23 protein-coding genes are annotated in these 26297 nt (G+C 70.2%); 21 read left to right on the top strand and 2 right to left on the bottom strand.

Features of this window, described 5'->3' with window-relative positions; all coding sequences use genetic code 11:
* A protein-coding gene (locus BIX52_RS22585; RefSeq protein WP_245803251.1) for an IS630 family transposase occupies positions 1-915 on the bottom strand; the annotation gives its coding sequence in 2 pieces (ribosomal slippage) (positions 1-567 and positions 567-915; 916 coding nt annotated over the 2 pieces). This gene is flagged as partial in the annotation.
* A 686-nt stretch (positions 916-1601) separates the two neighbouring features.
* Here BIX52_RS22585 and BIX52_RS20560 point away from each other — a divergent pair.
* The 20 genes from BIX52_RS20560 (at position 1602) to BIX52_RS20465 (ending at position 23570) form a co-directional block, all read left to right on the top strand.
* Positions 1602-2618, top strand: coding sequence for a branched-chain amino acid ABC transporter permease (locus BIX52_RS20560; protein ID WP_075222984.1), 1017 nt, complete (start codon positions 1602-1604; stop codon positions 2616-2618).
* Positions 2618-3733: a branched-chain amino acid ABC transporter permease gene (locus tag BIX52_RS20555; RefSeq protein ID WP_083660603.1), complete on the top strand. Its 1116-nt coding sequence runs from the start codon at positions 2618-2620 to the stop codon at positions 3731-3733. Before BIX52_RS20560 ends, BIX52_RS20555 begins: the two co-directional genes overlap by 1 nt.
* Positions 3726-4517, top strand: a complete 792-nt coding sequence (locus BIX52_RS20550; RefSeq protein ID WP_075222983.1) for an ABC transporter ATP-binding protein — start codon at positions 3726-3728, stop codon at positions 4515-4517. Before BIX52_RS20555 ends, BIX52_RS20550 begins: the two co-directional genes overlap by 8 nt.
* Positions 4504-6687 carry an ABC transporter permease gene (locus tag BIX52_RS20545; protein ID WP_075222982.1) on the top strand — a complete coding sequence of 728 codons (2184 nt, stop codon included), beginning with the start codon at positions 4504-4506 and terminating at the stop codon, positions 6685-6687. The genes BIX52_RS20550 and BIX52_RS20545 overlap by 14 nt, the downstream gene beginning before the upstream one ends.
* 29 nt (positions 6688-6716) lie before the next feature.
* On the top strand, positions 6717-7520 hold the full coding sequence (locus BIX52_RS20540; RefSeq protein ID WP_075222994.1) for a phosphoenolpyruvate hydrolase family protein: 804 nt from the start codon (positions 6717-6719) through the stop codon (positions 7518-7520).
* 51 nt (positions 7521-7571) lie between these two features.
* A complete protein-coding gene (locus BIX52_RS20535; protein WP_075222981.1) occupies positions 7572-8288 on the top strand; it encodes a phosphoribosylanthranilate isomerase in 717 nt (238 codons plus the stop codon).
* Between the two features lie 93 nt (positions 8289-8381).
* Positions 8382-11384 (top strand): flotillin family protein, encoded by a 3003-nt coding sequence (locus BIX52_RS20530; protein WP_075222980.1) that lies wholly within the window; start codon positions 8382-8384, stop codon positions 11382-11384.
* A gap of 1 nt (position 11385) precedes the next feature.
* Positions 11386-11823 carry an SRPBCC family protein gene (locus BIX52_RS20525; protein ID WP_075222979.1) on the top strand — a complete coding sequence of 146 codons (438 nt, stop codon included), beginning with the start codon at positions 11386-11388 and terminating at the stop codon, positions 11821-11823.
* Positions 11824-11905: 82 nt separating this feature from the next.
* Positions 11906-12355: an SRPBCC family protein gene (locus BIX52_RS20520; RefSeq protein WP_075222978.1), complete on the top strand. Its 450-nt coding sequence runs from the start codon at positions 11906-11908 to the stop codon at positions 12353-12355.
* 23 nt (positions 12356-12378) lie between these two features.
* A complete protein-coding gene (locus BIX52_RS20515; protein ID WP_075222977.1) occupies positions 12379-13161 on the top strand; it encodes an FAD binding domain-containing protein in 783 nt (260 codons plus the stop codon).
* A complete protein-coding gene (locus BIX52_RS20510; RefSeq protein WP_075222976.1) occupies positions 13161-13661 on the top strand; it encodes a (2Fe-2S)-binding protein in 501 nt (166 codons plus the stop codon). The genes BIX52_RS20515 and BIX52_RS20510 overlap by 1 nt, the downstream gene beginning before the upstream one ends.
* 4 nt (positions 13662-13665) lie before the next feature.
* Entirely contained in the window at positions 13666-15456 is a 1791-nt protein-coding gene (locus BIX52_RS20505) for a xanthine dehydrogenase family protein molybdopterin-binding subunit (RefSeq protein WP_083660601.1), read from the top strand.
* A gap of 19 nt (positions 15457-15475) precedes the next feature.
* Positions 15476-16459: a DMT family transporter gene (locus BIX52_RS20500; RefSeq protein WP_170126440.1), complete on the top strand. Its 984-nt coding sequence runs from the start codon at positions 15476-15478 to the stop codon at positions 16457-16459.
* Between the two features lie 122 nt (positions 16460-16581).
* On the top strand, positions 16582-17655 hold the full coding sequence (locus tag BIX52_RS20495; RefSeq protein WP_075222974.1) for a xanthine dehydrogenase family protein molybdopterin-binding subunit: 1074 nt from the start codon (positions 16582-16584) through the stop codon (positions 17653-17655).
* Between the two features lie 112 nt (positions 17656-17767).
* On the top strand, positions 17768-18649 hold the full coding sequence (locus BIX52_RS20490) for an AAA family ATPase (RefSeq protein ID WP_075222993.1): 882 nt from the start codon (positions 17768-17770) through the stop codon (positions 18647-18649).
* A gap of 66 nt (positions 18650-18715) precedes the next feature.
* Complete coding sequence (locus BIX52_RS20485; RefSeq protein ID WP_075222973.1) at positions 18716-19822, top strand: vWA domain-containing protein; 1107 nt, start codon at positions 18716-18718, stop codon at positions 19820-19822.
* Positions 19819-20700, top strand: coding sequence for an amidohydrolase family protein (locus tag BIX52_RS20480; RefSeq protein WP_075222972.1), 882 nt, complete (start codon positions 19819-19821; stop codon positions 20698-20700). Before BIX52_RS20485 ends, BIX52_RS20480 begins: the two co-directional genes overlap by 4 nt.
* A gap of 30 nt (positions 20701-20730) precedes the next feature.
* Entirely contained in the window at positions 20731-21000 is a 270-nt protein-coding gene (locus tag BIX52_RS20475) for a hypothetical protein (protein WP_075222971.1), read from the top strand.
* Between the two features lie 160 nt (positions 21001-21160).
* Positions 21161-22009, top strand: coding sequence for an N-acyl homoserine lactonase family protein (locus BIX52_RS20470; RefSeq protein WP_075222970.1), 849 nt, complete (start codon positions 21161-21163; stop codon positions 22007-22009).
* A 10-nt stretch (positions 22010-22019) separates the two neighbouring features.
* Complete coding sequence (locus BIX52_RS20465; protein WP_075222969.1) at positions 22020-23570, top strand: isochorismatase family protein; 1551 nt, start codon at positions 22020-22022, stop codon at positions 23568-23570.
* Positions 23571-23619: 49 nt separating this feature from the next.
* Here BIX52_RS20465 and BIX52_RS20460 read toward each other — a convergent pair whose 3' ends face one another.
* Positions 23620-24528: an AEC family transporter gene (locus tag BIX52_RS20460; RefSeq protein ID WP_157956282.1), complete on the bottom strand. Its 909-nt coding sequence runs from the start codon at positions 24526-24528 to the stop codon at positions 23620-23622.
* A 216-nt stretch (positions 24529-24744) separates the two neighbouring features.
* Here BIX52_RS20460 and BIX52_RS20455 point away from each other — a divergent pair, with 216 nt between their 5' ends.
* Positions 24745-25986, top strand: a complete 1242-nt coding sequence (locus tag BIX52_RS20455; protein ID WP_075222968.1) for an ABC transporter substrate-binding protein — start codon at positions 24745-24747, stop codon at positions 25984-25986.
* Positions 25987-26297: the final 311 nt, after the last annotated feature.

Here is a 26297-nt window from a genome sequence, read left to right as displayed (position 1 = left end):
AGGCGCGGGCCTCGTCGGGGGTGACGAGGTGGAGGACGTCGCCGACGCGATCCCGAAGGGCGGTGACAGTTCGCTCAGCGGCCTTCTTCAACAGGGCTTTGATCTTGGCGAAGGCCATCTCGATGGGGTTGAAGTCGGGGCTGTAGGGCGGGAGGAACAGAAGCGTTGCCCCGGCGCGCTCGATCAACTGGCGAACGCGCTGCCCCTTGTGGCTTCCCAGATTGTCCATCACCACGACATTGCTTGGGGTCAGGCAAGGGACGAGGACCTGTTCCACATAGGCCTCGAACCAGGTCCGGTTGATCGCACGATCCAGAACCATCGGCGCGACGATGCCCGATAATGAGAGGCCGGCCACGAGCGTGGTGGTCTTCCAATGACCGAAGGGCAGCGGCATGCGCAGCCGCTCGCCGCGCCGGCAGCGACCGTGCGAACGCGCCATCTTGGTGCTCGCCCAGGTCTCGTCGATGAAAATCAGCCGCGCGGGCTCGAGGTCGTCCTGGCCGTCGAACCAGGCGCGGCGGCGGGCGAGGATGTCGGCGCGACTCTGCTCGGCCGCGTGGCCGGTCTTTTTTTGCGCGTGATCCCGTGTCGCCTGAAGAAGCGCGAGAGGGATGAAATCGACACGGTGTCTCCGGTCTCGCCGAGCTTCTCCTTGAGCTCGGTCAGCGTGATGTCGCCCGCCTCGTCCAAGAGGGCGAGGATGCGATCCCGGTGCGCTTCGGTCACATGGGACCAGCGATCGCCGCCCTGACGCTTGGCGCGGCATGACCCGGTTCTTGTCCATTCCCCGTGCCAACGGATGGCCGTGGACGGGGCGACATCGAACCGCGCCGCGGCTTGGCGCCGGGACATTCCGGCGTCTATCGCGCGGACAACGCGAAGACGAAGATCGCCAGAGAGCAACTTGGGCATGGTGGCTGGCCCTCCACCGCCAGCCACCATGTTGAATCAGAATGCTGCTGATTCGGGAATCCCCTGCCGATTCACTCTGAGCGCGAAGCGCTCTAGTCGGTAAACGCCGCCCGTTCGCCGCCTGCCTGGCGGCCGCCTTGGTCGGGGTCACCTTGGGCCGGGGTCGCCTCGCCGGGCCGCCACCTTGCCGGGTCGCCGCCTTGCCGGGCCGCCGCCTTGCCGGGCCGCTGCCTTGCCGGGCCGCTGCCTTGCCGGGCCGTCGCCTTGCCGGGCCGTCGCCTTGCCGGGCCGCTGCCTCGCCGGGCCGCCGCCTCGCAGCGTTGTCGCCTTGCCCGGCCGCCGCGTTGCCCGATCACCGCCTTGCTCGGCGGTACCTTTCCGGCCGTCACCTGCTCCGACCGCAAATCCCTGCCCCGCGTTGCCCTTGCCCCACCGCGGGCAGATCCTCGCCCTGCCTTGGCCGCGGCGTTGCGGCGCCGGGCAGCGCGCACGATCGCCTTCGCGATGCGGACCGCGGGCGGAGCGGGGGGCAGGGCCGTTCGGCTGGGGATCGGCGCCGTGCGGGTGCCGGCCGGGCAGGGGGACGCGGAAAAGACGAGACTGGCGGGAATGCTCGGGGGGGAGGGGCGGCTAGGCTCTGACGTCCACGCTCCCGCCGCTCGCCAGAGAGGACCAACGCGCCCGCCATGAGGACCTTCGCCGCCCGCCATCCCATCTGGTCGGCCATCATCGTCCTCGCGGCGGCGGTGCTGATCTGGGCGATCTTCGCGCCGTGGCCGGAGGGGCTGGAAGACGCCATCGGTCGCAAGAAGATCTTCCTCAACGCCCTCTTCAACGGGATCACCCTGGGCGCGCTCTACTTCCTCGTCGCCTCCGGCTTCACGCTCATCTTCGGGCTGATGAAGAACGTCAACCTCGCCCACGGCTCGCTCTATATGCTGGGCGGCTATATCGGCTATGAGACCGCAAACGCCACCGGGTGGTGGCTCCTCTCGTTCGTCGCCGCCTTCGTCGTGGTCGCCGCCGTCGGCGTGGCGCTGCAGGTCTTCGTCTTCCGCCGCATGGAGGGGGACGACCTCAAGCAGACGCTCGTCACCATCGGCATTTCCATCGTCATTGCCGACCTGATGATGTGGATCTGGGGCGGCGACTTCTACCAGATCCTCGCCCCCGCCTGGCTGTCCGGGCCGATCGACCTGCCGCTGATCACCGGCGTCAGCCGCCGCACGGGTGAGTACATCTACCTCACCTATCCCGTGGTGCGGCTCGTCATCCTGCTCGCCGCCATCGCCATCGGCATCGGCATGTGGCTGGCGCTGACCCGCACGCGCATCGGCATGCTGGTGCGCGCCGGGGTGGACGACCGGGACATGTTGTCGGCCACAGGCGTCAGGATCCAGCGCGTCTTCGTGCTGGTCTTCGCCTTCGGGGCGGGCCTCGCCGGTATCGCCGGGGTCATCGGCGGCACGTTCCAGTCGGTCGCGCCGGGGGAGGACATCCGCTTCCTTCTCGCCTCGCTGGTGGTGGTCATCGTCGGCGGCATGGGCTCCATTCCGGGGGCCGCCTTGGGCGCGCTCCTCATCGGCCTCGCCGAGCAGTTCGGCTCGGTGTACGCGCCCACCTACGCGGTGGTGCTCACCTTCCTCATCATGGTGCTGGTGCTGGCCTTCCGGCCCCAGGGTCTCGTCGCGGTGCGCCGCTGATGGCGCTGGCCGACACCCCTGAAACGCACACGGACGGCGCGCGCGCCGCCCGCCCCGTCGCCGCCGAGCGCCGCTGGTGGCAGCTCTCCGGCATCCCGCCGGTCTATTTCATCGTCGGCGCGGTCCTGGTCTTCATGCCGGTGGTCGCGTCCGGCTTCGTCCTGTCGCAGCTCCTGGCGTGGTCCTTCATCCTCGGCATGATCGCCCTGTCGCTGATGTTCCTCGCCGGCTACGGCAACATGGTCAGCCTGGCGCAGATGACCATCGCCGGTGTCGCCGCCTACATGGTGGCGATCCTCGGCACGTCGGCGGTGGACACCATCTCGCTCGGCTGGCCCTGGTGGGTGGCTGTTCCCGTCGCCGTCCTCATCGCGACGCTGTTCGGCACGCTCACCGGCGCGCTGGCGGTGCGGACCGAGGGCATCTACACGATCATGATCACCCTCGCCATCGGCGCGGCGATGTTCTACCTCGTGCGCCAGAATTACAGCCTGTTCAACGGCTTCTCCGGCATCAACCAGGTCAACGCCCCGGTGTTCTGGGGCATCAACTGGCGCGCCCCGCTGCCGTTCTACTATCTCTGTCTCGCCTGCGCTGCCGCGGCCTACGGCGTCGTCATCTACGTCAAACGCTCGCCCTTCGGCCTGGCGCTGCAGGGCGTGCGGGACAATCCGCGCCGCATGGCCGCGCTCGGCTTCAACGTCACCGCGCACCGCATCGCCGCCTATGCGCTGGCGAGCGCCATCGCCGGGGTCGCGGGCGTTCTGCTGGTGTGGCTGAACGGGCAGGTCTCGCCCGGCACCATCGCCGTCAACCAGGCGATCGACATACTGATCATCGCCGTCGTCGGCGGACTGGCGCACCCCATCGGCCCCTTCCTCGGCGCGCTGCTCTACGTTGTCCTGCGCACCTTCGCGCTCGACGTTCTGGTGTCGCTCGGCCTCGCCGGTGAGCGCTTCCAGCTTCTCATCGGCCTCGGCTTCCTGCTGGTGGTGTTCTTCTCGTCCGACGGCATCCTCGGCATCTGGCGCCGCATCCGCGAGCGGCAGAAGCGCGATCCCCTCACGGGACACTCGACGAGCGGACAATCCGGGACAGGAGACACCGATGGCTGAGACCGTCGCCTCGCGCCTGTCGGCCACGGGCACGGCCAACGCGCTGGAGCTGCGCGGCGTCTCCCGCCTGTTCGGCGCGCTGGCCGCCCTCACCGACATCACCATGACCGTGCGCCCCGGCGAGCGGCGCGCCGTGCTCGGCTCCAACGGCGCCGGCAAGACGACGCTGTTCAACTGCATCACCGGCGATTTCGCCCCGTCCGGCGGCACCATCCGCCTGTTCGGCGAGGATGTGACGAGCTTCCCGCCCTACGAGCGCATACGCCGCGGGCTGCGCCGCACGTACCAGATCTCGCTGCTCTTCACCGGCCTCTCGGTGCTGGACAACGTCTACCTCGCCTGCCGCGGGGTGAGCCGGGGGCGCTTCTCGCTGATCCGCCCGCGCAAGGGCGATCCGCTGTTGCAGTCGGCCAACGACCTCGTCGACGCGGTGCACCTCTCTCACGTGCGCCATCAGGAGGTGGCGAACCTCGCCTACGGTCAGCAGCGCCAGCTCGAGATCGCCCTGGCGCTCGCCGGTGCGCCGCGCTTCGTCCTGTTCGACGAGCCTGCGGCCGGTTTGTCGCCCACCGAGCGGCGCGAGCTGATCGCCATCCTTACCGGGCTTCCCGAGCACATCGGCTTCATGATCATCGAGCACGACATGGACGTGGCGCTGCGCGTCGCCGAGAGGGTGACGATGATGCACAACGGGCGGATCTTCAAAGAGGGCCTGCCGCACGAGATCGAGGACGACCCGGAGGTGCAGGAGCTCTACCTCGGAGGCGGCCATGGCGGTCACTAGAGCAGCGGGTTCCGAGCCGCTGGGCACGCCGATCCTCGAGGTGAAGAACCTCAACGTCTATTACGGCGCCTCGCATGCGCTGCAGGGCGTCGACGTCACGCTGAAGTCGGGCGTGTTGTCGGTGGTCGGGCGCAACGGCATGGGCAAGACCACGCTGTGCAAGGCCGTCATGGGGATGGTGCCGTCGTCGGGTTCGATCCGCCTCGCCGGGCAGGAGATCCGCGGCAGGTCCTCCACCGAGATCGCGCGCATGGGCGTCGGCTACGTGCCGCAGGGGCGCCGCCTGTGGCGCTCACTCACGGTGGACGAGCATCTGCGCCTGATGGCTCGGCCCGGCGGCGCCTGGTCGCCCGAGCGGATCTACTCCACCTTTCCGCGCCTCGCCGAGCGCAAGGGCAACGGCGGCGGCCAGCTGTCGGGCGGCGAGAGCCAGATGCTCGCCATCTCCCGCGCGCTGCTCCTCAATCCGCGCCTCCTGGTGATGGACGAGCCGACCGAGGGCCTCGCCCCCGTCATCGTCGGCCACGTGGAGGACATGCTGCTGAAGCTCGCCGAGGAGGGTGTCCACGTCCTCGTTATCGAGCAGAATATCGGCGTCGCGTGCGAGGTGGCGCCGACGGTGGCCATCATGGTCAATGGCCGCGTGGACCGGATGCTGGACGCGGGCCAGCTCGCCGCCGACCGCGATCTGCAGCAGCGCCTTCTGGGCGTCGGCCGCCACGCCCACGACGAGACGCCGGGTGGCGCCGCCGCCGCACCCGCCGCGCCCGCCGCCGCGCCGCAGGCTCCCGCCGCCGCGACCGGGCCGGCCAAGGTCTACGTGTCCAACCCCAAGGTGCCGACGCGGTGGTCGCGCCCGGTTCCGGTGCGGCTGATCGAGGGGGCGGCGCGCACCGTCTCCACCGGCCCCGCGCGCACGGCCGCCGAGGCGGAGCTGCGCCCGCTGGCGGGGCCGGGCGAAGAGGTCGTCATCGTCGCCGGAACGCTGGACACCAAGGGCGACGAGCTGCGCTTCATGCGCGACATCATCCGCGCGCGCGGCCATGCGGTGCGGCTCGCCGACCTCTCCACATCGGGCGGCCACTCGGGCGCGGAGATCCCCGCCCATCAGATCGCGGCCTTCCATCCGCGCGGCGCGTCGGCCGTGTTCGTGCGCGATCGGGGCGAGGCCGTCGCCGGGATGACGCTGGCCTTCGAGCGGTGGATCGCCCGCCAGTCCGGGATCGCCGGCATCGTCTCGGCGGCGGGATCGTCGGGCACGGCGATGGTGGCGCCCGCCATGCGCCGCCTTCCCATCGGCGTCCCCAAGCTCATCGTCTCCACCATGGCATCGGGCGACGTGGCGCCTTACGTCGGCGCGTCGGACATCACGCTGATGCACGCGGTGGCCGACATCGCCGGGCTCAACGCCATCACCCGGCGCATCCTCGGCAACGCGGCACATGCGCTGGCGGGCATGGTGGAGAACCGCGCCGCCACCGCACCCGGCCTGCCGCCCGTGGGGCTGACGATGTTCGGCGTCACCACCCCTTGCGTCACCGCGCTCACCAAGGCCCTGTCGCGCGACCACGACTGCCTGGTCTTCCACGCCACCGGCACCGGCGGGCGGGCGATGGAGGCGCTGGTTGATCAGGGCCTCATCAAATCCGTCATCGACATCACTACCACGGAGGTGGCCGACATGCTGGCGGGCGGCATCCTGGCCGCGTCCGAGGACCGCTTCGGGGCGATGATCCGCCGCCGTGTCCCCTGGGTCGGCTCCGTCGGCGCGTGCGACATGGTGAACTTAGCCGCGCCCGAGACGGTGCCGCCCCGCTATGCCGGCCGCCGCCTCTACCGCCACAACCCCAACGTCACCTTGATGCGCACCACGGCGGAGGAATGCACCGCCATCGGCCAGTGGATCGGCGGGCGGCTGAACGAGATCGACGTCGTGCGCCTGATGCTGCCCGAAGGCGGCCTCTCCGCGCTGGACGCACCCGGCGGCGCCTTCCACGACCCGGCCGCCGACCGCGCCCTGTTCGCGGCTCTGGAGGCGACGGTTCGCCAGACCGCCTCGCGCCGCATCATCCGCGTTCCGGCGCACATCAACGATCCCGCGTTCGCCGCGGCGGTGGCGGCCGAGTTCCGCGCCCTCGCCGGCGGGACGCCCAAGCGGAGAGCCTCGTGAACGAGCCTGAGCTGACCCGCGCCGCCCTCATGGCGAAGTTTCGCGAGATGAAGCGCCGGGGGGAGCCGATCGTCGGCGGCGGGGCGGGCACCGGCCTCTCCGCCAAGTGCGAGGAGGCGGGCGGGATCGACCTCATCGTCATCTACAATTCCGGCCGCTTCCGCATGGCCGGCCGCGGCTCGCTGGCCGGGATGATGCCCTATGGCGACGCCAACGCCATCGTCATGGACATGGCGCGCGAGGTGCTGCCGGTGGTGCGCCGCACGCCGGTTTTGGCGGGCGTCTGCGGCACCGACCCGTTCCGCCTGATGCCGCGCTTCCTCGCCGAGGTGAAGGCGGCGGGCTTCGCCGGTGTGCAGAACTTTCCAACCGTGGGGCTGATCGACGGGACCTTCCGCGCCAACCTGGAAGAGACCGGCATGGGCTATGGTCTGGAGGTCGAGATGATCCGCGAGGCCGCCGCGCTCGACCTCCTCACCACGCCCTACGTCTTCTGCGAGGAGGACGCCGCGGCGATGGCAGGGGCGGGGGCCGACATCATCGTCTGCCACTTCGGCCTCACCACGGGCGGCAGCATCGGCGCCGAGACGGCGCTGCGGCTGGACGATTGCCCGGCGCTGGCGGACCGCTGGGCGGCCGCGGCGCGCGCGGTGAACCCCGACGTTCTCGTCCTCGTCCACGGCGGCCCGGTGGCCGAACCCGCCGACGCCGCCTTCGTCCTCGCCAACGCGGCCGGGGTCGACGGCTTCTACGGCGCGTCCTCCATGGAGCGCCTGCCGACCGAGCGCGCATTGACGGAGCAGGTGAGGGCGTTCAAGGCGCTGGCCGGCTGAGTTGCGCCGCCGGGTGCTTGCCGCCCCGCCGCATCAGTCCTACTGCGAGGCATGCGGACACGGATCAAAATCTGCGGCATCGGCTCGGCCGAAGAAGCCGCCATGGCGGCGGGCGCGGGCGCGGCTGCGCTCGGCTACGTCTCCCACATGCCGTCCGGCCGCGGCACGCTGCCCGACCCCGCCATCGCCACGCTGGTGCGCACCGCCCCGCGCGGCTGCGCCACCGTTCTCCTGACGGCCGAGACCAGCGCCGCGGCGATCTCCGCCCACATCCGCCGCACCGGCGCGTCCACGGTTCAGGTGGTGGCGCACATCGACCCCGCCGAGGCCGCCCGGCTCGCCACCTTGGAACCCGCCGTGCGCCGCGTCCAGGCGATCCACGTCGAGGGCGAGGACGCGCTGGACCTCATCGCCCCCTACGCTCCGCACATCGACGCCTTCTTGCTGGATTCCGGGCGCCCGAGCCGCGATCCGAATGACCTCGGCGGCACCGGCCGCACCCACGACTGGGCGGTGAGCGCCCGATTCGTGGCGGCCAGTCCCCGCCCAGTGTGGCTGGCGGGCGGCCTCGACGCCGCCAATGTCGGCCGCGCCATCGCCCGCGTGCGCCCCCACGGCGTCGACCTTTATTCCGGCGTGCGCACCGGCGGCGCGCTCGACGCCGCCAAACTCGCCGCCTTCGTCGCCGCCGTCGCGGGCGCCGACCGCGGCCCGGTTCGCGCCGCCGTACCGTCTCGCCGCGCTGCACGCACCCTCGCCGCGTATTAGGCCCTCCCACAACCCAAAATCAGACCCAACGGAACGCACCCGCCCGCAAAGCGCGTCACCTTGACGCCAACAAGAACCGGGAGCGGGCGCACCATGACTGGGGAACTCATCGGCGAGCTGATCTTATGGCTCGTCTTGGCGGTCATCGTCATCTTCGTCGTCTATTGGGTGATGAACTGGCTCTATCGCCGGTCCACCAAGGAACACGCCTTCGTGCGCACCGGGTTCCTGGGCGAAAAGGTGGTGATCGACGGTGGCGCCTTCGTCTGGCCCATCATCCACGACATCACCCCCGTGGCGATGCACACCCTGCCGCTCGACATCACCCGCGAGCGTGAGCAGGCCCTCATCACCAAGGACCGCATGCGCGTCGATGTCGAAGCCGAGTTCTACGTCCGCGTGCGGCCGCAGAAGGACGCCGTGTCCCGCGCCGCCTCCACCCTCGGCCGCCGCACCACCGATCCCGACAGGCTGCACCCGCTGCTGGCCGGCAAGTTCGAGTCGGCGCTGCGCATCGCCGCCGCCGAGATGGCGATGGGCGACATCCACGAGCAGCGCGGCATTTATGTGCGCCGCGTGAAGGAGCTGGCCCAGGAGGCGCTGGAGCAGAACGGCCTGGAGCTGGAATCCGTCGCCATCAAGGACATCGACCAGACGGCGCTGGAATTCTTCAACCCCTCCAACCGGTTCGATGCCGAGGGTCTGACCGCCCTCATCCGCGAGATCGAGGAGCGCCGCACGCTGCGCAACGAGATCGAGCAGGCGTCGATGACCCGCATCCGCGCCCGCAACCTGGAGGCCGAAAAAGACGCGCTGATGATCGAGCGCGACTCCGAGCAGGCGCGACTGGAGCAGGAACGCGAGATCGAATTCCGCCGCGCCCAGCAGCGCGCCGAGATCGCCAGGGAGCGCGCGGAACGTCAGACCGACGCCGAACGCGCCGAGATCACCGCGCGCGAGACGATCGAGCTGGCGCGGATCGCCAACGATCAGTCCATCGCCGAAGTGCGCATCCAGTCCGAGCGTGAGATCCGCCAGCGCGAGATCGACCGCCAGCGCGCGCTGGACGCCGCCGAGATCGACGCTCACCGCGAGACCGAGACCGCGCGCATTGCCGAGACGCGCACGGTGTCCGAAGCGCGCATCGCAAGCGAACAGGACATCGAGGCGCGCGAGATCGCCCGGCGCCGCACGATCGACGAGACCGAGATCGCCGCGCGCGAGGCGACCGACCGCGCCCGCATCGACCAGGAACGCGCGATCGCCGAAGCGCGCATCGCCAGCGAGGAGGCGACCAGAGCCCGCGAGATCGCCCGCACCAAGACGCTGGAGGCGGCCGAGATCGCCGCCCGCGAGGAGACCGAAAAGGCGCGCATCCTGCAGGACCAGGCGATCGTCGACGCGCGCATCGCCTCCGACGAGGAGACCCGCCGCCGCGAGATCGCCCGCCAGCGCGCCGTGGAGGAGGCCGAGATCACCGCCCGCGAGGCGACCGAGAAGCAGCGCATCGCCGAGGCTGCGGCCACGAGCGAGGAGCGCATCGCCACCGACAAGCGCGTGCGTGAACTGGAGATCGCCCGCCAGGAGGCCGTGGAAGCCGCCGAAATCGCCATGGGCAAGGCCATCGAGGCGGCGCGCATCGCCCGCGAAAAGGCGATCGCCGCCGAACGCCTCGCCATGGAGGAGGACGTGGCGACGCGCGAGATCGCCCGCCAGCGCGCCATCAACGAGGCGGACTTGTCCGCCCGCCGTCTGGTGGAGGAGGCGCGGGCCGCGACGGACGCCAAGATCGACGAGGCGCGCATCGCCGCCCGCGAAGGTGTGGCGCTCAGCGAAACCCAGTCGGAGGAGCGCACCGAGGCCGCCCGCATCGCGCTCACCAAGATCCTCAGCGCCGAGCGCATCGCCGCCGAGCAGGACAGCCGCGAGCGGGAGATCAGCCGCGAGGGGGCGCTCGACGCCGCCGACATCCGCCGCCGCGAGTCGACCGAACGCCAGCGCATCGAGATGGAATTGCAGCTCGAGATCGAGCGCATCGCCTCCAACCAGGAGCGCGAGGTGAGCGACATCGACCGTCGCCGCGCCGTGGAGGAGGCGGAGGAGGCGAGCATCATCGAGCTGGCCGCCAAGCGGGCCGAGCGCGCCGGGGCCGAGGGCCGCGTCCGCAAGGCCGAGATCGAGGCCGGGCGCGACGTGGAGAAGTCCGGTATCGAGCGCGACCGCGTGCTGGACGCCGCCAAGCTGGAACGCCGCCGCGCCAACGAGCAGCTAGAAATCGCTCGCGTGCAGGCGCTGCGTGAGGCCGAAATCGCCTCCAACGAGGAGATCGAGCGCGCCCGCATCGCGTCGGAACGCGGCCTCGACGAGGCGCGCATCGGCCACGAGACCGAGCGCCGCCGCCGCGAGGTGACCCGCGAGCGCGAGGTGGAGTTGGCGCAGATGGAGAAGGCGATCGCCCTCTACGCGAAATCGCTGGAGGAGAGCGCCGCTCGCATCACCGCCGACACCGAGCGTGCCCGCGCCATCGAGGCCGAGGAGCGCGTGAAGACGGTGCGCGAGACGGAGGAGGCCAACCGCCGCAAGACCGTCGACGTGCTGCTCGCCGAGAAAGCCGCCGAGGAGGCGCGCCACGCGGCCGATGCCGAGAAGATCCGCCGCGCCGTGGAGGCCGAGGCGCAGAAGCTCATCAATGAGGCCGAGAACGTCCTCACCGACGGCGCCCGCGCGTCCGTCTTCCGTCGCCGCCTGCTGGAGCGGATCGAGGGCATCGTCGCCGCGTCCGTGAAGCCGATGGAGAAGATCTCCGACATCCGCATCGTCCAGCTCGACGGAGCGACGGGGCACGGCCACGGCGAGGGCCGCGGCAACGCCACCGACGAGGTGATCAACTCGGCGCTCCGCTACCGCATGCAGGCGCCTCTGGTGGACAGCCTGCTGGCCGATATCGGCATCGAGGGCGGCACATTGTCGAAGATGCCGGGGCTGATCCGCGAGGCGTCGGACATGCAGCGCATCGCCAAGGAGAGCGGCGGCGGTGGCCGCGGCTCCGGCGGCGGTGGCGGCGAGAAGGGCGGCTCCGAGCCGAAGGGCGCCTGACGTGCCACGGGTTTACGTCTCCAGCGTCATCAACGCTCCGGCGGCCGAAGTGTGGGCCCGCGTGCGTGACTTCAACGCCCTGCCGCGCTGGCACCCGCGCATCCGCGAAAGCCGCATCGAGGACGGGCTTCCGTCCGACAAGATCGGCTGTGTGCGCGCCTTCCGCCTGCAGAACGGCGACGCCTTGCGCGAAAAGCTGCTCGGCCTGTCCGACTACGACATGTTCGTCACCTACGCGATCCTCGAAAGCCCGATGCCGCTGACCGACTATGTGGCGACCTTGCGCATCACCCCGGTGACGGACGGCGACCGCACCTTCGCCGAGTGGTCGGCCGACTTCGAGTGCGCGGAGGCGGACGCGGACGACCTCGTCGCCGGCATCGGCACCAACGTCTTCCAGGGCGGGTTCGACGCCCTGAAGCGGCACTTCACGCGGTGAGCGCGATAGCCGCCCCGTTGCCGGTCGCGATCATCGGCGCCCGTGCGGCCTTCGCCACGCCTGTCGCCGCCACGGCGCGCTGATGGTGAAGATCGTGACATCCACCATCATAGACGCGCCGGCCGAGGCGGTGTGGGAGATCGTGCGCGACTTCAACGGTCACGACCGCTGGCACCCGGCGGTGGCCGACTCGGTGATGGAACGCGGCGCGCCGACGGACAAGGTGGGGGGCGTGCGCCGCTTCCACCTCGCCGACGGGGCGGAGCTGCGCGAACAGCTCCTGGCGCTCGACGATCTCGATATGACGATGAGTTATTGCCTGCTCGACACGCCGGTGCCGCTCTTCAACTACGTCGCCCATTGCCGCCTTCTGCCGGTGACGGACGGCGACATGACCTTCTGGCACTGGGAATCGCGCTTCGACACGCCGAAGGGGCGCGAGGCCGAGCTGAAAGCCATGGTCACCAACGACATCTACTATGCCGGGATGAACGCGGTCCGCGCGGTCCTCGGCGAAAGACAGGCGCGTTAAGCGCTGCGCCGGGAGGGCGTTCGATGCCAGTTGCCGTCTCAACATTCCGCACGCTCTCCGAGGCCGCGCGCGCCTTCGAGAGCGACCGCGCCGCGCGCATCTATTCCGGCGGCACCATCGTCATGCGTGACGTGAACGAGGGTGACGTCTCGTTCAACAGGCTGATCCGCATCACCGATCCCGCCTACCGCGCGGTGTCCGTAGGAAGCGAGATCCGCCTCGGCGGCGGGGTGACGATGGGCGAGATCGCCGCCCACCGCGACCTTGCCTTCCTCGCCCCCGTGGCGCGGGCCGTCGGCGGGCCGCAGGTGCGCACGGTCGCGACCGTCGCCGGCAACCTCTTCGCCCCGCGCCCTTATGGCGAGATGGCGGCCGCCCTCGTCGCGCTTGGGGCGGTGGCCGAGACGGCGGAGGGGCGGCGCTTGCCGGTGGAGGAGCTTGTGCGCGGGGCGCCGCGCGCGCTGGTCGCCGCCGTCGCCTTCCCGCGCCCGTCCGGCGACTTCCGCTTCGCCAAGGTCACGCGGGTGCGGCCCAAGGGGGCAGCGCTGATGTCCATCGCGGCGCTCTTGCCGCGCGGCGGGTCCGGCGAAACGCGCATCGTCTTCAACGGCATGGGTCCGCATCCGGTGCGTGCCGTCGCCGCCGAGAGGGCGCTCGCGGGCCGCGCGTCCGACCCGTCCGCCATCGCCGCCGCCGCCAGAGCCGCCGCCGAGGGGCTGAGCCCGCTGGACGACGCCCTCGCCAGCGCCTGGTATCGCCGCGAGGTGGCCGGCGTCCACCTGAAGCGCCTTCTGGAGTCCCGCTGATGGCCAAGACCCCCATCGCCTTCACCCACAACGGCGACGAGCGCGCCGTCTTCGTCGACGACGGGCAGAACCTCCTCGACATGCTGCGCCGCACCGCCGGCGATCTGACGCCCAAATATGGCTGTGGTCAGGGCACCTGCGGCGCCTGCACCGTTCTCGTCGACGGCGCACCGCAGCTCGCCTGCATCACCCTTGCCGAGACCGTCGACGGACGGCGGATCGACACCGTCGCGGGGCTGGCGGCGGGGCAGGGCGGGGGCCGCCTGTCGCCGCTGCAGAAGGCCTTCATGGACAACTTCGCCGCCCAGTGCGGCTATTGCACCGACGGCATGCTGATGTCCGCCACCGCGCTCCTCGCCCGCAACCCGCGCCCCAGCCGCGACGAGGTGGTGGAGGCCATCTCCGGCAATCTGTGCCGCTGCACCGGCTACGAGGCGATCATCAACGCCGTGCTTCAGGCCGCGTCCGGCGGCGGCAGCGCCCAGGCGGGACGGAGGTAGGACCATGCCCATCGAGTTCCGCAAGGAGTACTTCGCCGACGAGCGCGACGACAACCTGAACGAGATCGGCAAGCCGACGCAGCGTCAGGACATGCTGGGCCACGTCACCGGCCGATCCCCCTTCTACGACGATCACCTGTTCGACGGCCTCTGCCACATCCGCTGCGTGCGCTCGCCCCATCACCACGCCCGCGTCCGGCGGATCGATGTGTCGGAGGCCGAACGCGTCCCCGGCGTGCGCCGCGTGATCCTCGCCCGCGACGTACCGCACAACCTCAACACTTTGCTCTCGCTGATGGATTTCGGCCTCGACGATGAGCCGATGCTGACCCCCGAAGGCGCCGAAGTGCGCTATCGTGGCGAGCCCGTCGCCGCCATCGTCGCCGACACGGAGCGCATCGCCCGCGAGGCCGTCGCCAAGGTGCGTGTGGACTACGAGGTGCTGCCCCACGTGCTCGACGTGGAGGAGGCGGTGAAGCCGGGTGCTGTGGCCGTGAACCCCGCCTATCCCGCCAACAAGTTCGTCTACCACGGCAAATACGACCACCAGAAGCTGCGCTACGGCGACGTGGAGGCGGGCTTTCGCCAAGCCGACAGGGTGATCGAGGGGCGCTACCAGATGAGCCCCATCGAGCAGGCGCCGATCGAGACGTGTGGCGCCATCGCCGCGCCCGAGACCAACGACCGCTACGTCTGCTACACCTCGACGCAGGCGCTGTTCTTCTCGCTCGGCACGGCAGCCAAGCTCCTCGACATCTCGTCGGCGCGGCTGCATCTCATCGGCGGCACGGTGGGCGGCGGCTTCGGCGGCAAGGTCGATTCCATTCACGAGCCGCTGGCGATCCTGGGCACCGTCCTCACCGGGCGCCCCTGCAAGGCGATGTTCGACCGCGAGGAGGAGATGCAGGTGGGCGCCCCGCGCGGCGCCGAACGCTGGTACATCACCGACGGCGTGATGAACGACGGCACGCTCGTCGCCCGCAAGTTCGTCGGCTATTTCGACGCCGGCGCTTACACGCGCCTGTCCTCCTACGCGATCATCAAGGGCGTCGGCCATCTGCCGGGGCCTTATACGATCCCCAACGTCTATGCCGACGTCTATTGCGTGTTCACCAACCGCACGCCGGCGACCGCGATGCGCGGCTTCGGCGTGACCGGCGTCGACTTCGCGATCGAGAGCCACATGGACGTGGTGGCGGACGAACTGGGCCTCGACCCGATCGAGATGCGTATCAAGAATGCCTATCGCGACGGGGACATGAAAGCGCACCGGCGGCTTGCCAAGAACACCGCGCTCGTCGAGTGTTGCCAGGTCGCTGCGGAGAAGGCGGGTTGGCCGCTGTCGGCGGAGGCACGCGCGGCGTCGTCCTTGACGGGCGGCGGCGGGGCGCGGGGCGAGATGCCGGCTTTCACGGCGCTGGACGAGCATGGCCGCGTGTCGGGCTACGAGTCCGGCTCCTATGCGCAGGGGGATCGGCCGCGCGGCGAGGCTGCGGGAAGCGGCGCGCAGGGCCGTTCCGGCTCTGGCACGCCGTCCGGCCAGCCGTCACCCCGGCCGCGGGCCGAGCCGCCGCGCGCGCCCCAACCGACTCGTGTCGAGCCGACACGTGCCGAACCTGCGCGGGCCGAGCCGCAATGGTCCGACCCCTATGCCGGCCGTCCATCGGCGCCGGCCGGGACCGCCCCCGCTTCGCCGCGACCGGAGCGCAGCCCCGCACCGGACGCCGGACCCGATGGGACGGCGCCGCGGCGCGGACCGCGTTTCGCATCCATCTCAGGCCTCCGCAGGAGGTAGCGAAAGGGCATGCCGAGGCGTGGCGACAACGACCGAGCAAAGCGACGACCGTTCAGGCCAGGGCATGGCCCTGTTCTGCACGGCCATGTTGATCATCCCGGCCATCGACGCATGCGGTAAGCTGCTCGTCGCCACCATCTCCCCGTTCGAGGTGGGGCTGTTCCGCAACCTCATCCAGACGGGCATCCTCGTCACCGCGCTGACGCTTATGGGCCGCGCCATCGTCACGCCCGAGGTGAGGCTCTATCTCGGCCGCATCGCCCTGTGCGGGGTCTGCCTCGCCACCTGCGGCGGCTTCATGTTCTGGGGCCTGCAGAGCCTGCCGCTCGCCAACGCCGTGGCCATCTTCTTCGCCGAGCCGTTGATCCTCACCATCTTCAGCGTCATCTTCCTGGGCGAGAAGGTGGGGTGGCACCGCAGCCTGGCCGTGCTCGTCGGGCTCGTCGGCGCGCTCATCGTCATCCGACCCAATTTCGCGGCGTTCGGCTGGGCGGCGTTGATGCCGCTCGTCGCCGCCACGCTCTTCGCCCTCGCCATGACGATCCTGCGCAGCCTGTCGGGCCGTGTGGACGCCATGCGCATCCAGGCGATGGCGGGCGTGTTCGGCTCCATCTCCCTGTCGCTGCTGTTGCTGGTGGGTGGAGTGCTCGGCGCCGAGATCCTCCAGTTCAGGACCCCTCAGGGCGTCGAGTGGCTGCTGCTCCTCGCCGTCGGCCTCGGCGCGACGGGGGTGCAACTGATGATGACGGTGGCGCTGCGCCTCGCGGAGGCCAGTATGCTCGCCTCGTTCCAGTACCTGGAGATCGTCGGCGCCACGGCCATCGGCTACCTCGTCTTCGGCGAGTTTCCGGATGCGCTCACCTGGCTCGGCACCGCGATCATCCTCGCCTCCGGCCTCTACGTGGTGCACCGCGAGAGGCGGCGCGCGCTGGAGCGTCGCCTCGCCGCCCGGCGCTACGGCATCGCCCCCGACCCGGAGCTGACCACCGAGCCGATGCCCTGACCCCCGCGCGACCGGCCGGCCGCCGGGACGCGTCGCCGCACCCCGATCAAACAGACCGACGGCAATGCGCCCCGCGCCGTGAGGCCGCAATCTGACGCTCTGGTCAACCGGAGGACGGCGCTGTGGCGATCCATAAAGGGCGCGGCTTTGCCTCGATCAATTATCCGATCGGCATGAACCTGGGCGGCGACCCGTCCCAGGCGCTCGTCCACTCCAACCCGGACGGCAAGTTCATGGTGGCGCTGTCCTCCATCGACCTCGGCCAGGGGATGAAGTCCGTCACCCGGCAGATCGCCGCCGAAACGCTGGGCGTTCCGGTGGAGGACGTCTACGTCGACACCGCCGATAGCGACACCGGACCCCACTGCATGGGCTCGTTCGCCTCGCGCGGGACGCACCGCGTGGGCAACGCCGTCATCCAGGCCGCGCGCGAGGCGCGGGCGGTGATGATGGAGGCCGCCGCCGAGGAACTGGAGGTCAACGCCGCCGACCTCGTGACCGATGGGAAGGGCAACATCCACGTCGCAGGCGCCCCGTCGCGGTCGATCACCACCGCCGAGGCGAGCGCGGCGGCCCAGTTCAAGCACGGCAAGACCGTGTCCGGGCGCGGCATCTTCCTCATCCCGCTCAGCGAGGTGAGCGCGGAGACGGGCGAGATGACGCCGGTCTCCTGCTTCGCCCACGCTGCGGTGATCCTCGACATCGAGGTGTGCGACGAGACCGGCGACGTACGCGTGATCGAGGTGAATTCGTCCTACGAGCTCGGCCGTGCGCTGAACCCGAAGCTGGTGGAGCAGCAGCTCATCGGCGGGGCGTGGATGGGGCTGTCCCACGCGCTGTGGGAGACGACCGAGCCGCGCTATCCCGAGCGCGACCATCTGCCGACCGACTTCAACCACTACCTGATGCCGGGGCCGGGCGACATCGCCCCGCACAACGTGGCGGTGCTGGAGCGGCCGGCGCCTGACGGCCCATTCGGCGGCAAGGGGCCGGGCGAGATGTGCGCCAACCCGCTGCTTCCCGCCGCCGCCAACGCGGTGTTCGACGCGGTGGGCGTGCGCGTGACGGATCTCCCAATCACGCCGGAGAAGATCCTGCGCGGCCTGCGCGAGAACGGCGGCGCCCGGCCGCGCGGACGCGGTGCGGCGCTGGCGGGCGGCCGCAGCGGAGCCGAACGGCGCGGCGTTCTGGTGTGACCGGGGCGGGGGCGATCGGCACGCCTGAGACCGCTGCGGGCGTGACAGGCGCGCGCAGGCGCATGGGCGGAGCCGCGGGCGTGTGCAGGGGCACGAGGTTCAGGGCGCGCTGATGGCCGTCAACCGCTCCATCGCCGGGATCGACACGCCGGACCGGCTCGCCGACGCGCTGCGGGACGCGCAATATCTCGCCGGGGACGACCTCGCGACCGCGGCCTATCTGGCGCTGGCGCTCGGCAAGCCGCTGCTCTTGGAAGGCGCGCCCGGTGTCGGCAAGACCGAGGCCGCGAAGGCCGTCGCCTCCATCCTGGGGCGAGAACTTCTGCGCCTGCAATGCTACGAGGGCATCGATTCGGCTGCCGCACTCTATGAGTGGAACTACCCGCGCCAGATGCTCGCCATCCGCCAGGCGGGCGATGCCTACGTGAACATCTACGCCGACGACTACCTCATCTCCCGTCCGATGCTGGAGGCGCTGCGCCACCCGCGCGACACGGTGCTCCTGATCGACGAGATCGACCGCGCCGACCACGAGTTCGAGGCCTTCCTGCTCGAATTCCTGTCCGATTTCACCATCTCCATCCCCGAGCGGGGGACCGTGCGGGCGACAGAGCCGCCGGTGGTGATCCTCACCTCCAACCGCACGCGTGAGCTGCACGAGGCGCTGCGCCGCCGCTGCATCTACCACTGGATCGACTATCCGGACGCCGCGCGCGAGGCGGACATCGTGATGATGCGCGCCTCCACCGTGGCGCGGGACACGGCGCACCGTGTGGTGGCCGCCGTCACCGCGCTGCGGGCCGAGCCGCTGGCGAAGGCGCCCGGCATCGCCGAGACGGTGGAATGGGCGGAGGCCGCCACATTGTTGCACGCGCAGGGCAATCCGTGGCCCGCCGCCTTCCGCCGCGCCATCGGCGTCGCGCTGAAGGACCAGGACGACCTCGCCTTCCTGTCGGGCCGGCTGGACGGGATGATCGCCGAGGCGGTCGCGTGAGGGACCGTCGCGTGAGGAGCCGCGCGAACGGCGATGGCGCGACGACGGGCGCGGGGAGGGGGCGGCGTGGCTGAGGCCGAGCGGCTGCCGGACGGCGCGCGCCCCTTCGTCACCTTCGCCGCGCGGCTGAGGCGGCACGGCTTCCCCGTCGCGCCGGAGCAGACGCAGTCCTTCGTCGCCGCCGTGGGCCTTCTCGGACCCCGCTGCATGGCCGACATCCACGCCGCCGCCGTCGCCACACTGGCCCCGCCGCCGGACCGCCGCGCGGAGTTCGACGCTCTCTACCGGGCTCACTTCCTGGGCCAGACACTTGCCGCCGCCACCACCTCCGACGAGGAACCGGAGGTCACCGAGCCAGACGACGGCCCGCCCGAGCTGGTGGAGCCCGAAGAGATGACCGAGGCGGGCGGCGAGGCCACCGGCGCCGAGGTGCTGACCGGCCGCGCCTTCGCCGACCTTTCCGAAGCCGAGGCGCTGCGCCGCTTCCGCCGCGCCGCGCCGGGTCGCCTGCCGCGCCGCACTTCCCGCCGCCTCGCCCCCAGCCGCCGCGGCGGCCGGCCGGACATGCGCCGCGCACTGCGCGATGCCGTGCGGCGCGACGGTGAAGTGGTCCGCCTGCCGCGCCTGAAGCGCCGCACCCGCCAACGCCGCGTGCTCCTCTTGATCGACGTGTCCGGATCCATGGCGGCGCAGACCGACGCGGCGCTCCGCTTCGCCCACACGCTGGCCCGCAGCGCCGAGAGGGCGGAAATCTTCACCCTCGGCACGCGCCTCACCCGCATCACCCGGCCCATGCATCGCCGCAACCAGGCGGCCGCGCTGGCCGCAACCTCCGCCGCCGTCGCCGACTGGGACGGCGGCACCCGCCTCGGCCACGCGCTGGCCGCCTTCCTCGCCGTTCCGCGCTTCGCCGGCTTCGCGCGCGGGGCCGCCGTGGTGGTGCTGTCGGACGGGCTGGAGCGCGGCGAGCCGGACGTGCTCATCGGCGCCATGGAGCGGCTGTCCCGCCTCGCCTGGGCGGTGATGTGGCTGACCCCGCTCGCGGCCGACCCTAACTACGAGCCGCGCACCGCGGCGCTGATGGCGATCCGCCCGATGCTGGCGCACCTGGGCGACGGCTCGTCCCCCAGCCGGATCGCGGCGCAAATTCTGGACCTATCGAGGGCGGCATGAGGATCATCGACGCGCATCACCACATCTGGCGGCGGGCCGACCTGCCGTGGCTCCTGGGGCCGACCGTGCCGCGCATCTTCGGCCCCTATGATGCGGTCAAGCGCGACTATCTCATCGCCGAATATCTCGCCGACATCGCCGGGACGGGGGTCGAGAAGTCGGTCTATGTTCAGGCCAACTGGTCGCCCAACTGGTTCGAGGACGAGGTCGCCTGGGTCTCGCGCGTCGCAGGCGAGGCGGGCTGGCCACACGCCATCACCGGCTACGTCAACATGCTGCAGGACGATGCGCAGCGCGACCTGGAACGCCTCTCCGCCTATCCTTTGATGCGCGGCGTGCGCCACCAGATGCACCACCACACCAACCCGCTCTACCGCTTCGCCAGCGGGCCGGACGTGGTGGGGTCGGACCGGCTGATCGCCAACGTGCAGCACCTTTCGCGCTACGGCTTCCTGTTCGAGCTGCAGATCTTCGCGCACCAGGTGGAGGCGGCGCTGAAGCTGGTGGACGCGGCGCCGGACGTGACCTTCGTGCTGCAGCACGCGGGGATGCCGGAGGACCCGTCCGCGCAGGGCAAGTCGTTCTGGAAGCGCGAGATAGGCCGGCTGGCGGAGCGGCCCAACGTCGTCTCCAAGGTGTCCGGCTTCGGCACCTTCATCCGCCGCAACGATCCGGAGAACGTGCGCTGGGCGCTCCTCGAAACGGTGGAGCTGTTCGGCGCCGAGCGCTGCCTCTACGGCTCCAACTTCCCGATCGAGAAGCTGTGGTGCGACTATAAGAGCCTCATCGGCGCATTCACCGACGCCGCGGAGGCGCTCTCCGAAGACGAACGCGCGAACGTGTTCCGCGTCACGGCCGAGCGCGTCTATCGCATCTAACTTCTGCGTCATCGATCGGAGGGTTCGGTGATGACGGGACGATGGTTCGACGGCGGTGGCGCGCTCTTCGGCGACGGCACGGGCGGCGGGGACGGCGGCGCGCAGCAGGGCGGCGTGATCGTCGACGCCGATTGGAACGAGAGCGCCATGGACCGGCTCCCCGGCGCGCACAGCCTCTCCAACATCACGCTGAAGCGCGGCACCTTCGGCGAGGATGCGGCCCACACCCCGGAATGGACGAACCCCGGCGACGCCGACCCCGGTCTCGCCGCCACCTTCTTGGACGACCTCACCCTCTGACCGGCGCCACGACGCCGCCGCGGCGCCCCAGTCCGCCGCGGCCACCGGACCCTTACCCTGTCGTCTGATTTTGCTCCCCGCGCCGGTGCGGGCCTTCTGGTGCCTTGTTAGCCTTCCCATCAACGGGGCGCGCGACCCCGGCGGATGAAGGGGGAGGCGGATGGCGCTCGAAATCAAAGTGCTCGACTATGGCGATATCGAGGTGGAGTCGTCCTTCCTGGTCCTCGGGCGCGGCTGCGGTCAGACCCGGCGCGTCTACACCTACGGCTTCCTCATCCTCGGCGGCACCTATCCGGTGCTGGTCGACACCGGCTTTCGCGACAACGCGATCATGGAAACGCTGGGCATGCGCGGCCTGTCCTTTCACGAGCACCAGGTGGAGAACCAGCTCGCCCGCCACGGTCTGAAGCCCGGCGACATCCGCTACCTCTGCCACACCCACCTTCACATCGACCACGCGGGCAAGGACGACCACTTTCCGATGTCCACCACGGTGGTGGTCAACCGGCGCGAGCTGGAACACTCCGTCTCCGGGCTGATGCACCCGCAATATCCCAAGCCCGACATCCAGCACCTGATCGAGCGGCTGCACACGCCGGGCGCGCTGAGGTTCGAGGACACGGAGCTGACCGGCGAGGTGGAGCTGATCCCCGGCGTGACGCTCGACTGGGCGGGCGCGCACACGGAGGGATCGATGAACATCCACGTCGAGACCGCGGAGGGGCGCGCCACCATCTGCGGCGACGTGATCTACGACATCAACGACCAGGTCGTGCGGCCCTACATGGAGATCAACGCCAACGAGCCGCGCGTGACCGGCAACCACTCCACCACGAAGCGGCAGGAGAAGGCGGCGATCAAGAAGCTGCTGTCCGGCTCGAAGTTCCTTCTGCCGGTGCACGACAAGCCGGCGAAGGTGGAGGGCGGGCAGATCGCCGGGCGGCTGGACATGGCGGTGCCGGGGCCGGTGCGCGAGAGCGTGCCGCAGCGCCAATGGTTCCCGGCCTGAGGCGGCGGCGATGGCCCACGACGCGCTGACCCCCGCCTTCCGCGCCCTCGTCGACGAGCACGCCCCGGTCCGCCAGGTCGGCTCGGGCTTCCAGTTCACCGAGGGCCCCGTCTGGCACCCGGATGGTTACCTGCTCTTTTCGGACATTCCGGGCGACGTGCGCCGCCGTGCGTCCGGCGGGTCGATTACCGAGGTGAAGCGCGGCACCAACAAGGGCAACGGCCAGACCTTCGACGCGGACCTGGCGCTCATCGTCTGCGAGCACGCGACATCGTCGCTGGTGCGCATCTCCGCCGACGGTACGCGCACCGTTCTCGCCTCCCACTTCGAGGGGCGCGAGCTGAACAGCCCTAACGACGTGATCGTGTCCGCCTCCGGCTGGATCTACTTCACCGATCCCTGGTACGGGCGCATGGCGGGCTTCGGGGTCGAGCGTCCGCGCGAACTGGGCTTCCAAGGCGTCTACCGCGTTAAGCCGGGGATGGCAGAGCCGGAACTCCTCGTCGACCGCACGCTGTTCACGATGCCCAACGGGCTGTGTTTCTCGCCCGACGAGTCGCGGCTTTACGTGAACGATACCGAGCAGACCAACATCCGCGTGTTCGACGTCGGTGCTGACGGGCGGCTGTCACGCGGCCGCATGTTCGCGTCCGGCATCAAGGACTCGTTGAAGCCCGGCGTGCCGGACGGGATGAAGTGCGACTTCAACGGCAACGTCTGGGTCACTGCGCCGGGGGGCATCTGGGTCTATGCGCCGGACGGGCGGCACATCGGCCGCGTGGCGATCCCGGAGAACACGGCCAACTTCCACTGGGGCGGGCCGGACTGGCGCACGCTCTACGTCACCGCGTCGACCTCGCTCTACACGCTCCCCGTGAAGGTCGGCCCCCGGAGCGAGCCGTTCATGCGCACCCGCCCGGAGCGCGTGGACCGCCCCGCGCCCGCCGAAGCGGGGGCCGGCGCTCTGGACCCCGCCCGCTGCGCCTTGATCATCCAGGACATGCAGAACGACGCGATCAGCGAGGGCGGCGCCTTCGCCGCCTCCGGCGCGCCCGCCCACTGCCGCGAGCAGCGCGCGATCGAAAACGCCGCCCGCCTCGCCGAGCGCTGCCGGGCGCTGGGCGTGCCCGTCATCTTCGTGTGGTTCATCGTCGAGGAGGGGGCGGTCGGCGTCACCATGAACGCGCCGCTGTTCGAGGGGCTGGTGTCGGAAAACGCCCTGGTGCGCGGCTCGTGGGGCGCGGCGCCCGTGGAGGGGCTGGAGGCGCGGCCGGGCGACTACATCGTCGAGAAATGCCGGATGAGCGCGTGGGAGGGCACGCGGCTGGAAACGATCCTGAAGGCGGAGGGGCGCGACACGCTGATCTCCTGCGGCGCCTGGACCAACATGAGCGTGGAGCACACCGCCCGCACCGGCGCCGACAAGGGCTACCTCATGATCGTGCCCGAGGACGCCTGCGCGACGATGAACGCCGACTGGCACCGCGCGTCGATCGACTATGCGCTGCAGAACGTGTCGGCCGTCACCACCACCGCCGCGGTGCTGGACGCGCTCGGCTGAAGCGCCCGCGCCCGCCCGCCGCGCCCGGCCGCCGTGCCCAGCCGAGCGTTCAGGCCAGCAGCGACAGGCTGAGGAGCGACAGGACGTTGGTCACGAGGATGATCTGCGTGATCTTGTCGGTCTTCACGTCGTAGAGGAGGGCGAGGCTGAACGCCATCGCGCCCGCAGGCCCCGCCGAGGCGAGAACGAAGAGCGGCGCACCCGGCGAGGCCGGCGCCAGCAGCGCCAGCCCGGCCCACACCGTCAGCGGAAACACCGCGCACTTGACGATGGTGAAGATGACGACCGGCATCTCCAGCGTGATCTTCGTCTGCGACAGCACGACGCCGAGCGCGAAGAGTGCGAGCGCCGGGGCCGCCCGCCCATTGAACTCGATGAAGGTGACGACCGGGTGGGGGATCGTCACCCCCAGGAGGTTGAACGCGATGCCGAGGCTGATGGCGATCAGGAGCGGCGAGCGCGCCACCATCGTCAGCACCCCCAGCGGCGTCACATGGCCGAGGCGGATGATCTGCAGCGCCATGATGATGCCGGCGAAGGTCAGCGTGGAATCCAGCATCACTACCGCGGTGATGGGGAGGAGCTGATCCGGCGGATAGAGCAGCACGGAAATCGGCAGCACCAGCATCACCGTGTTGCTGAACACGCCCGAGAAGCTGACGAGCGCCGACTCCCCCGGCCCGAGCCCGAACATCTTGCGCAGGACCACGATGCCGGCCGCGAAGAGGACGAGCTCGGCGCCCAGATAGGCCAGCACCGGCACGGGGTCGAACGCGGTGATGGGGGTGTTGTTGATGAGGCCGAAGATGAGGAGAGGCAGAAACAGCGTCAACGCCAATCGGTTGAGGCTGCGCGCCTCGGGCACCGAGACGATGCGCCGCCGGCCCAGCAAGTAGCCGATGGCGATGATGGCGTAGACCGGCAGCACCGGGTCGCCGAGAACCTTCAAGATTTCCAACAGGTCCCCCGCCCGTTCGCTCCGGAGTCGCATAGTCCGCGGTTCAGTGCTTTGGCAAGCGTCGAAACGTGCGTCCCGGCAAAACAGGTTTGGATGGTTCCGCTTTGCTGTTTTTGAGACTGCGAGGGATGACGACCTGCAACGCCTGGTCGCAGTCTGATCGCCAGGTCGCCAGCCGAGCCGAGCGGCCCAATAAATGACAGGGAGTGATTTTCGATGCGAACGCTCATGACGACCGTCGCCGTTTCGGCAATCCTGGCATCCGGCGCGGCGATGGCGCAGGACCCCATCAAGATCGGTGTCACCGCGGTGCTGGAAGGCACCTACACCGTGCTGGGTGAGGACGGGATGCGCGGCTTCAAGCTCGCCCTGAAGCAGCACAACGAGGAAGCCGCCGGCCGGCCGATCGAATATGTCCTCGCCCCGACGGACGCCAGCCCCGATTCCGCCGTGCGCGCCGTACGCAAGCTGATCGAGCAGGACGAGGTCGACTTCGTCATCGGCCCGCTGTCCGGCTCCGAGGGCATCGCCGTGCGCGATCTCGCCAAGAATTATCCCGACGTGACGATCATCGACGCGGCGTCAGGCGCGCAGGAGACCACCTACGTCAATCCGTCGGAGAACTACTTCCGCTTCAACATGGACGGGGCGCAGTGGGGCGTCGGCCTCGGCTCCTACGTGGCGAACGAGAAGGGCTGGAAATACGTCGCCTCGGTCGCCGAGGACTATTCCTTCAGCCACACCAACTTCCTCGGCTTCGCGAAGGAATTCTGCGATGCGGGGGGCGAGATCGTCGAGCGCTTCTGGGTGCCGCTCGGTACCAAGGACTTCGCCTCGGTGATCGCCGCGCTGCCTGACGACGTGGACGCGATCTATCTCGGCCTCGGCGGCGGCGATGCGGTCAACTTCCTCACCCAGTATCAGCAGGCAGGCGGCGAGGCGAACCTCATCGGCGGCACCATCATGGTGGACGGCACGGTGCTGAACTCCAAGGGCTCGGCCAAGCAGGCCCTCATCGGCACCCCGGCGTCCTCCGGCCAGGCCGACACCTGGGACGACCCGAAGTGGCAGGAATACGTGAAGGCCTACCAGGACGCCTATCCGCCCGAGGAGCGGTTCGCCAGCCCCTCCTTGCTCGCCACGAACTACTATAACGCCACCACCGCCGCGCTGACCTGCCTCGACGAGGTGGACGGCAAACTGGGCGGCGGCGACCCCGAGTTCCGTGCCTGCCTCTCCAGCATCGAGCTGGACGCACCCAACGGCAAGATCACGCTGGACGAGAACCGCCAGGCGATCGGCTCGAACTTCGTCATCGAGGTGGTGGAGAAGGACGACGGCAGCCTTGCCACCGAGGTGGTGAAGAAGGTGGACGGCGTGAACCAGACGCTGGGCATGCCGAAGGACAAGTTCGACGCGATGGGCCGTCCGGGCCGCGACACGCCGACCTGCGGATGACGGCCTCTGCCGGACCCGCGGACCTGTCCGGCGGGCCCGGTGAGCGCACGAATTCTCCCACACCTCCAGCGTCTCGTCAGCGCTGACCCGTCCCCGTGGGAGCGACTTGGCCGCGGCAGCGTTTCGCCGCGGCCGACTTTATTTGCCACCCTTGCGACACGCGGGGGCCAAGCGGGGGCGTGTCCCACCGGACGCGCCCCCGCTTGGCGTTTTGCCGGTGGGTGCTTTCCTCCCCGTGCCGGTCGCCTGCGCCGCGCGGCCCGGTGCCGCTGCCCGCGCGCTGTCGCCGTCGCGGTGCGGGCGGCGAAGGC

This window comes from Acuticoccus yangtzensis, from assembly GCF_001927245.1.
Classification (GTDB): Bacteria; Pseudomonadota; Alphaproteobacteria; order Rhizobiales; family Amorphaceae; genus Acuticoccus; species Acuticoccus yangtzensis.
This window is presented reverse-complemented; position numbering and strand designations above follow the sequence as displayed.

Coding starts and splice junctions, on each gene's coding strand:
- BIX52_RS20560 (WP_075222984.1), top strand. CDS start 1,602: ATGAGGACCTTCGCCGCCCGCCATCCCATCTGGTCGGCCATCATCGTC.
- BIX52_RS20555 (WP_083660603.1), top strand. CDS start 2,618: ATGGCGCTGGCCGACACCCCTGAAACGCACACGGACGGCGCGCGCGCC.
- BIX52_RS20550 (WP_075222983.1), top strand. CDS start 3,726: ATGGCTGAGACCGTCGCCTCGCGCCTGTCGGCCACGGGCACGGCCAAC.
- BIX52_RS20545 (WP_075222982.1), top strand. CDS start 4,504: ATGGCGGTCACTAGAGCAGCGGGTTCCGAGCCGCTGGGCACGCCGATC.
- BIX52_RS20540 (WP_075222994.1), top strand. CDS start 6,717: ATGGCGAAGTTTCGCGAGATGAAGCGCCGGGGGGAGCCGATCGTCGGC.
- BIX52_RS20535 (WP_075222981.1), top strand. CDS start 7,572: ATGCGGACACGGATCAAAATCTGCGGCATCGGCTCGGCCGAAGAAGCC.
- BIX52_RS20530 (WP_075222980.1), top strand. CDS start 8,382: ATGACTGGGGAACTCATCGGCGAGCTGATCTTATGGCTCGTCTTGGCG.
- BIX52_RS20520 (WP_075222978.1), top strand. CDS start 11,906: ATGGTGAAGATCGTGACATCCACCATCATAGACGCGCCGGCCGAGGCG.
- BIX52_RS20515 (WP_075222977.1), top strand. CDS start 12,379: ATGCCAGTTGCCGTCTCAACATTCCGCACGCTCTCCGAGGCCGCGCGC.
- BIX52_RS20510 (WP_075222976.1), top strand. CDS start 13,161: ATGGCCAAGACCCCCATCGCCTTCACCCACAACGGCGACGAGCGCGCC.
- BIX52_RS20505 (WP_083660601.1), top strand. CDS start 13,666: ATGCCCATCGAGTTCCGCAAGGAGTACTTCGCCGACGAGCGCGACGAC.
- BIX52_RS20490 (WP_075222993.1), top strand. CDS start 17,768: ATGGCCGTCAACCGCTCCATCGCCGGGATCGACACGCCGGACCGGCTC.
- BIX52_RS20480 (WP_075222972.1), top strand. CDS start 19,819: ATGAGGATCATCGACGCGCATCACCACATCTGGCGGCGGGCCGACCTG.
- BIX52_RS20475 (WP_075222971.1), top strand. CDS start 20,731: ATGACGGGACGATGGTTCGACGGCGGTGGCGCGCTCTTCGGCGACGGC.
- BIX52_RS20470 (WP_075222970.1), top strand. CDS start 21,161: ATGGCGCTCGAAATCAAAGTGCTCGACTATGGCGATATCGAGGTGGAG.
- BIX52_RS20465 (WP_075222969.1), top strand. CDS start 22,020: ATGGCCCACGACGCGCTGACCCCCGCCTTCCGCGCCCTCGTCGACGAG.
- BIX52_RS20455 (WP_075222968.1), top strand. CDS start 24,745: ATGCGAACGCTCATGACGACCGTCGCCGTTTCGGCAATCCTGGCATCC.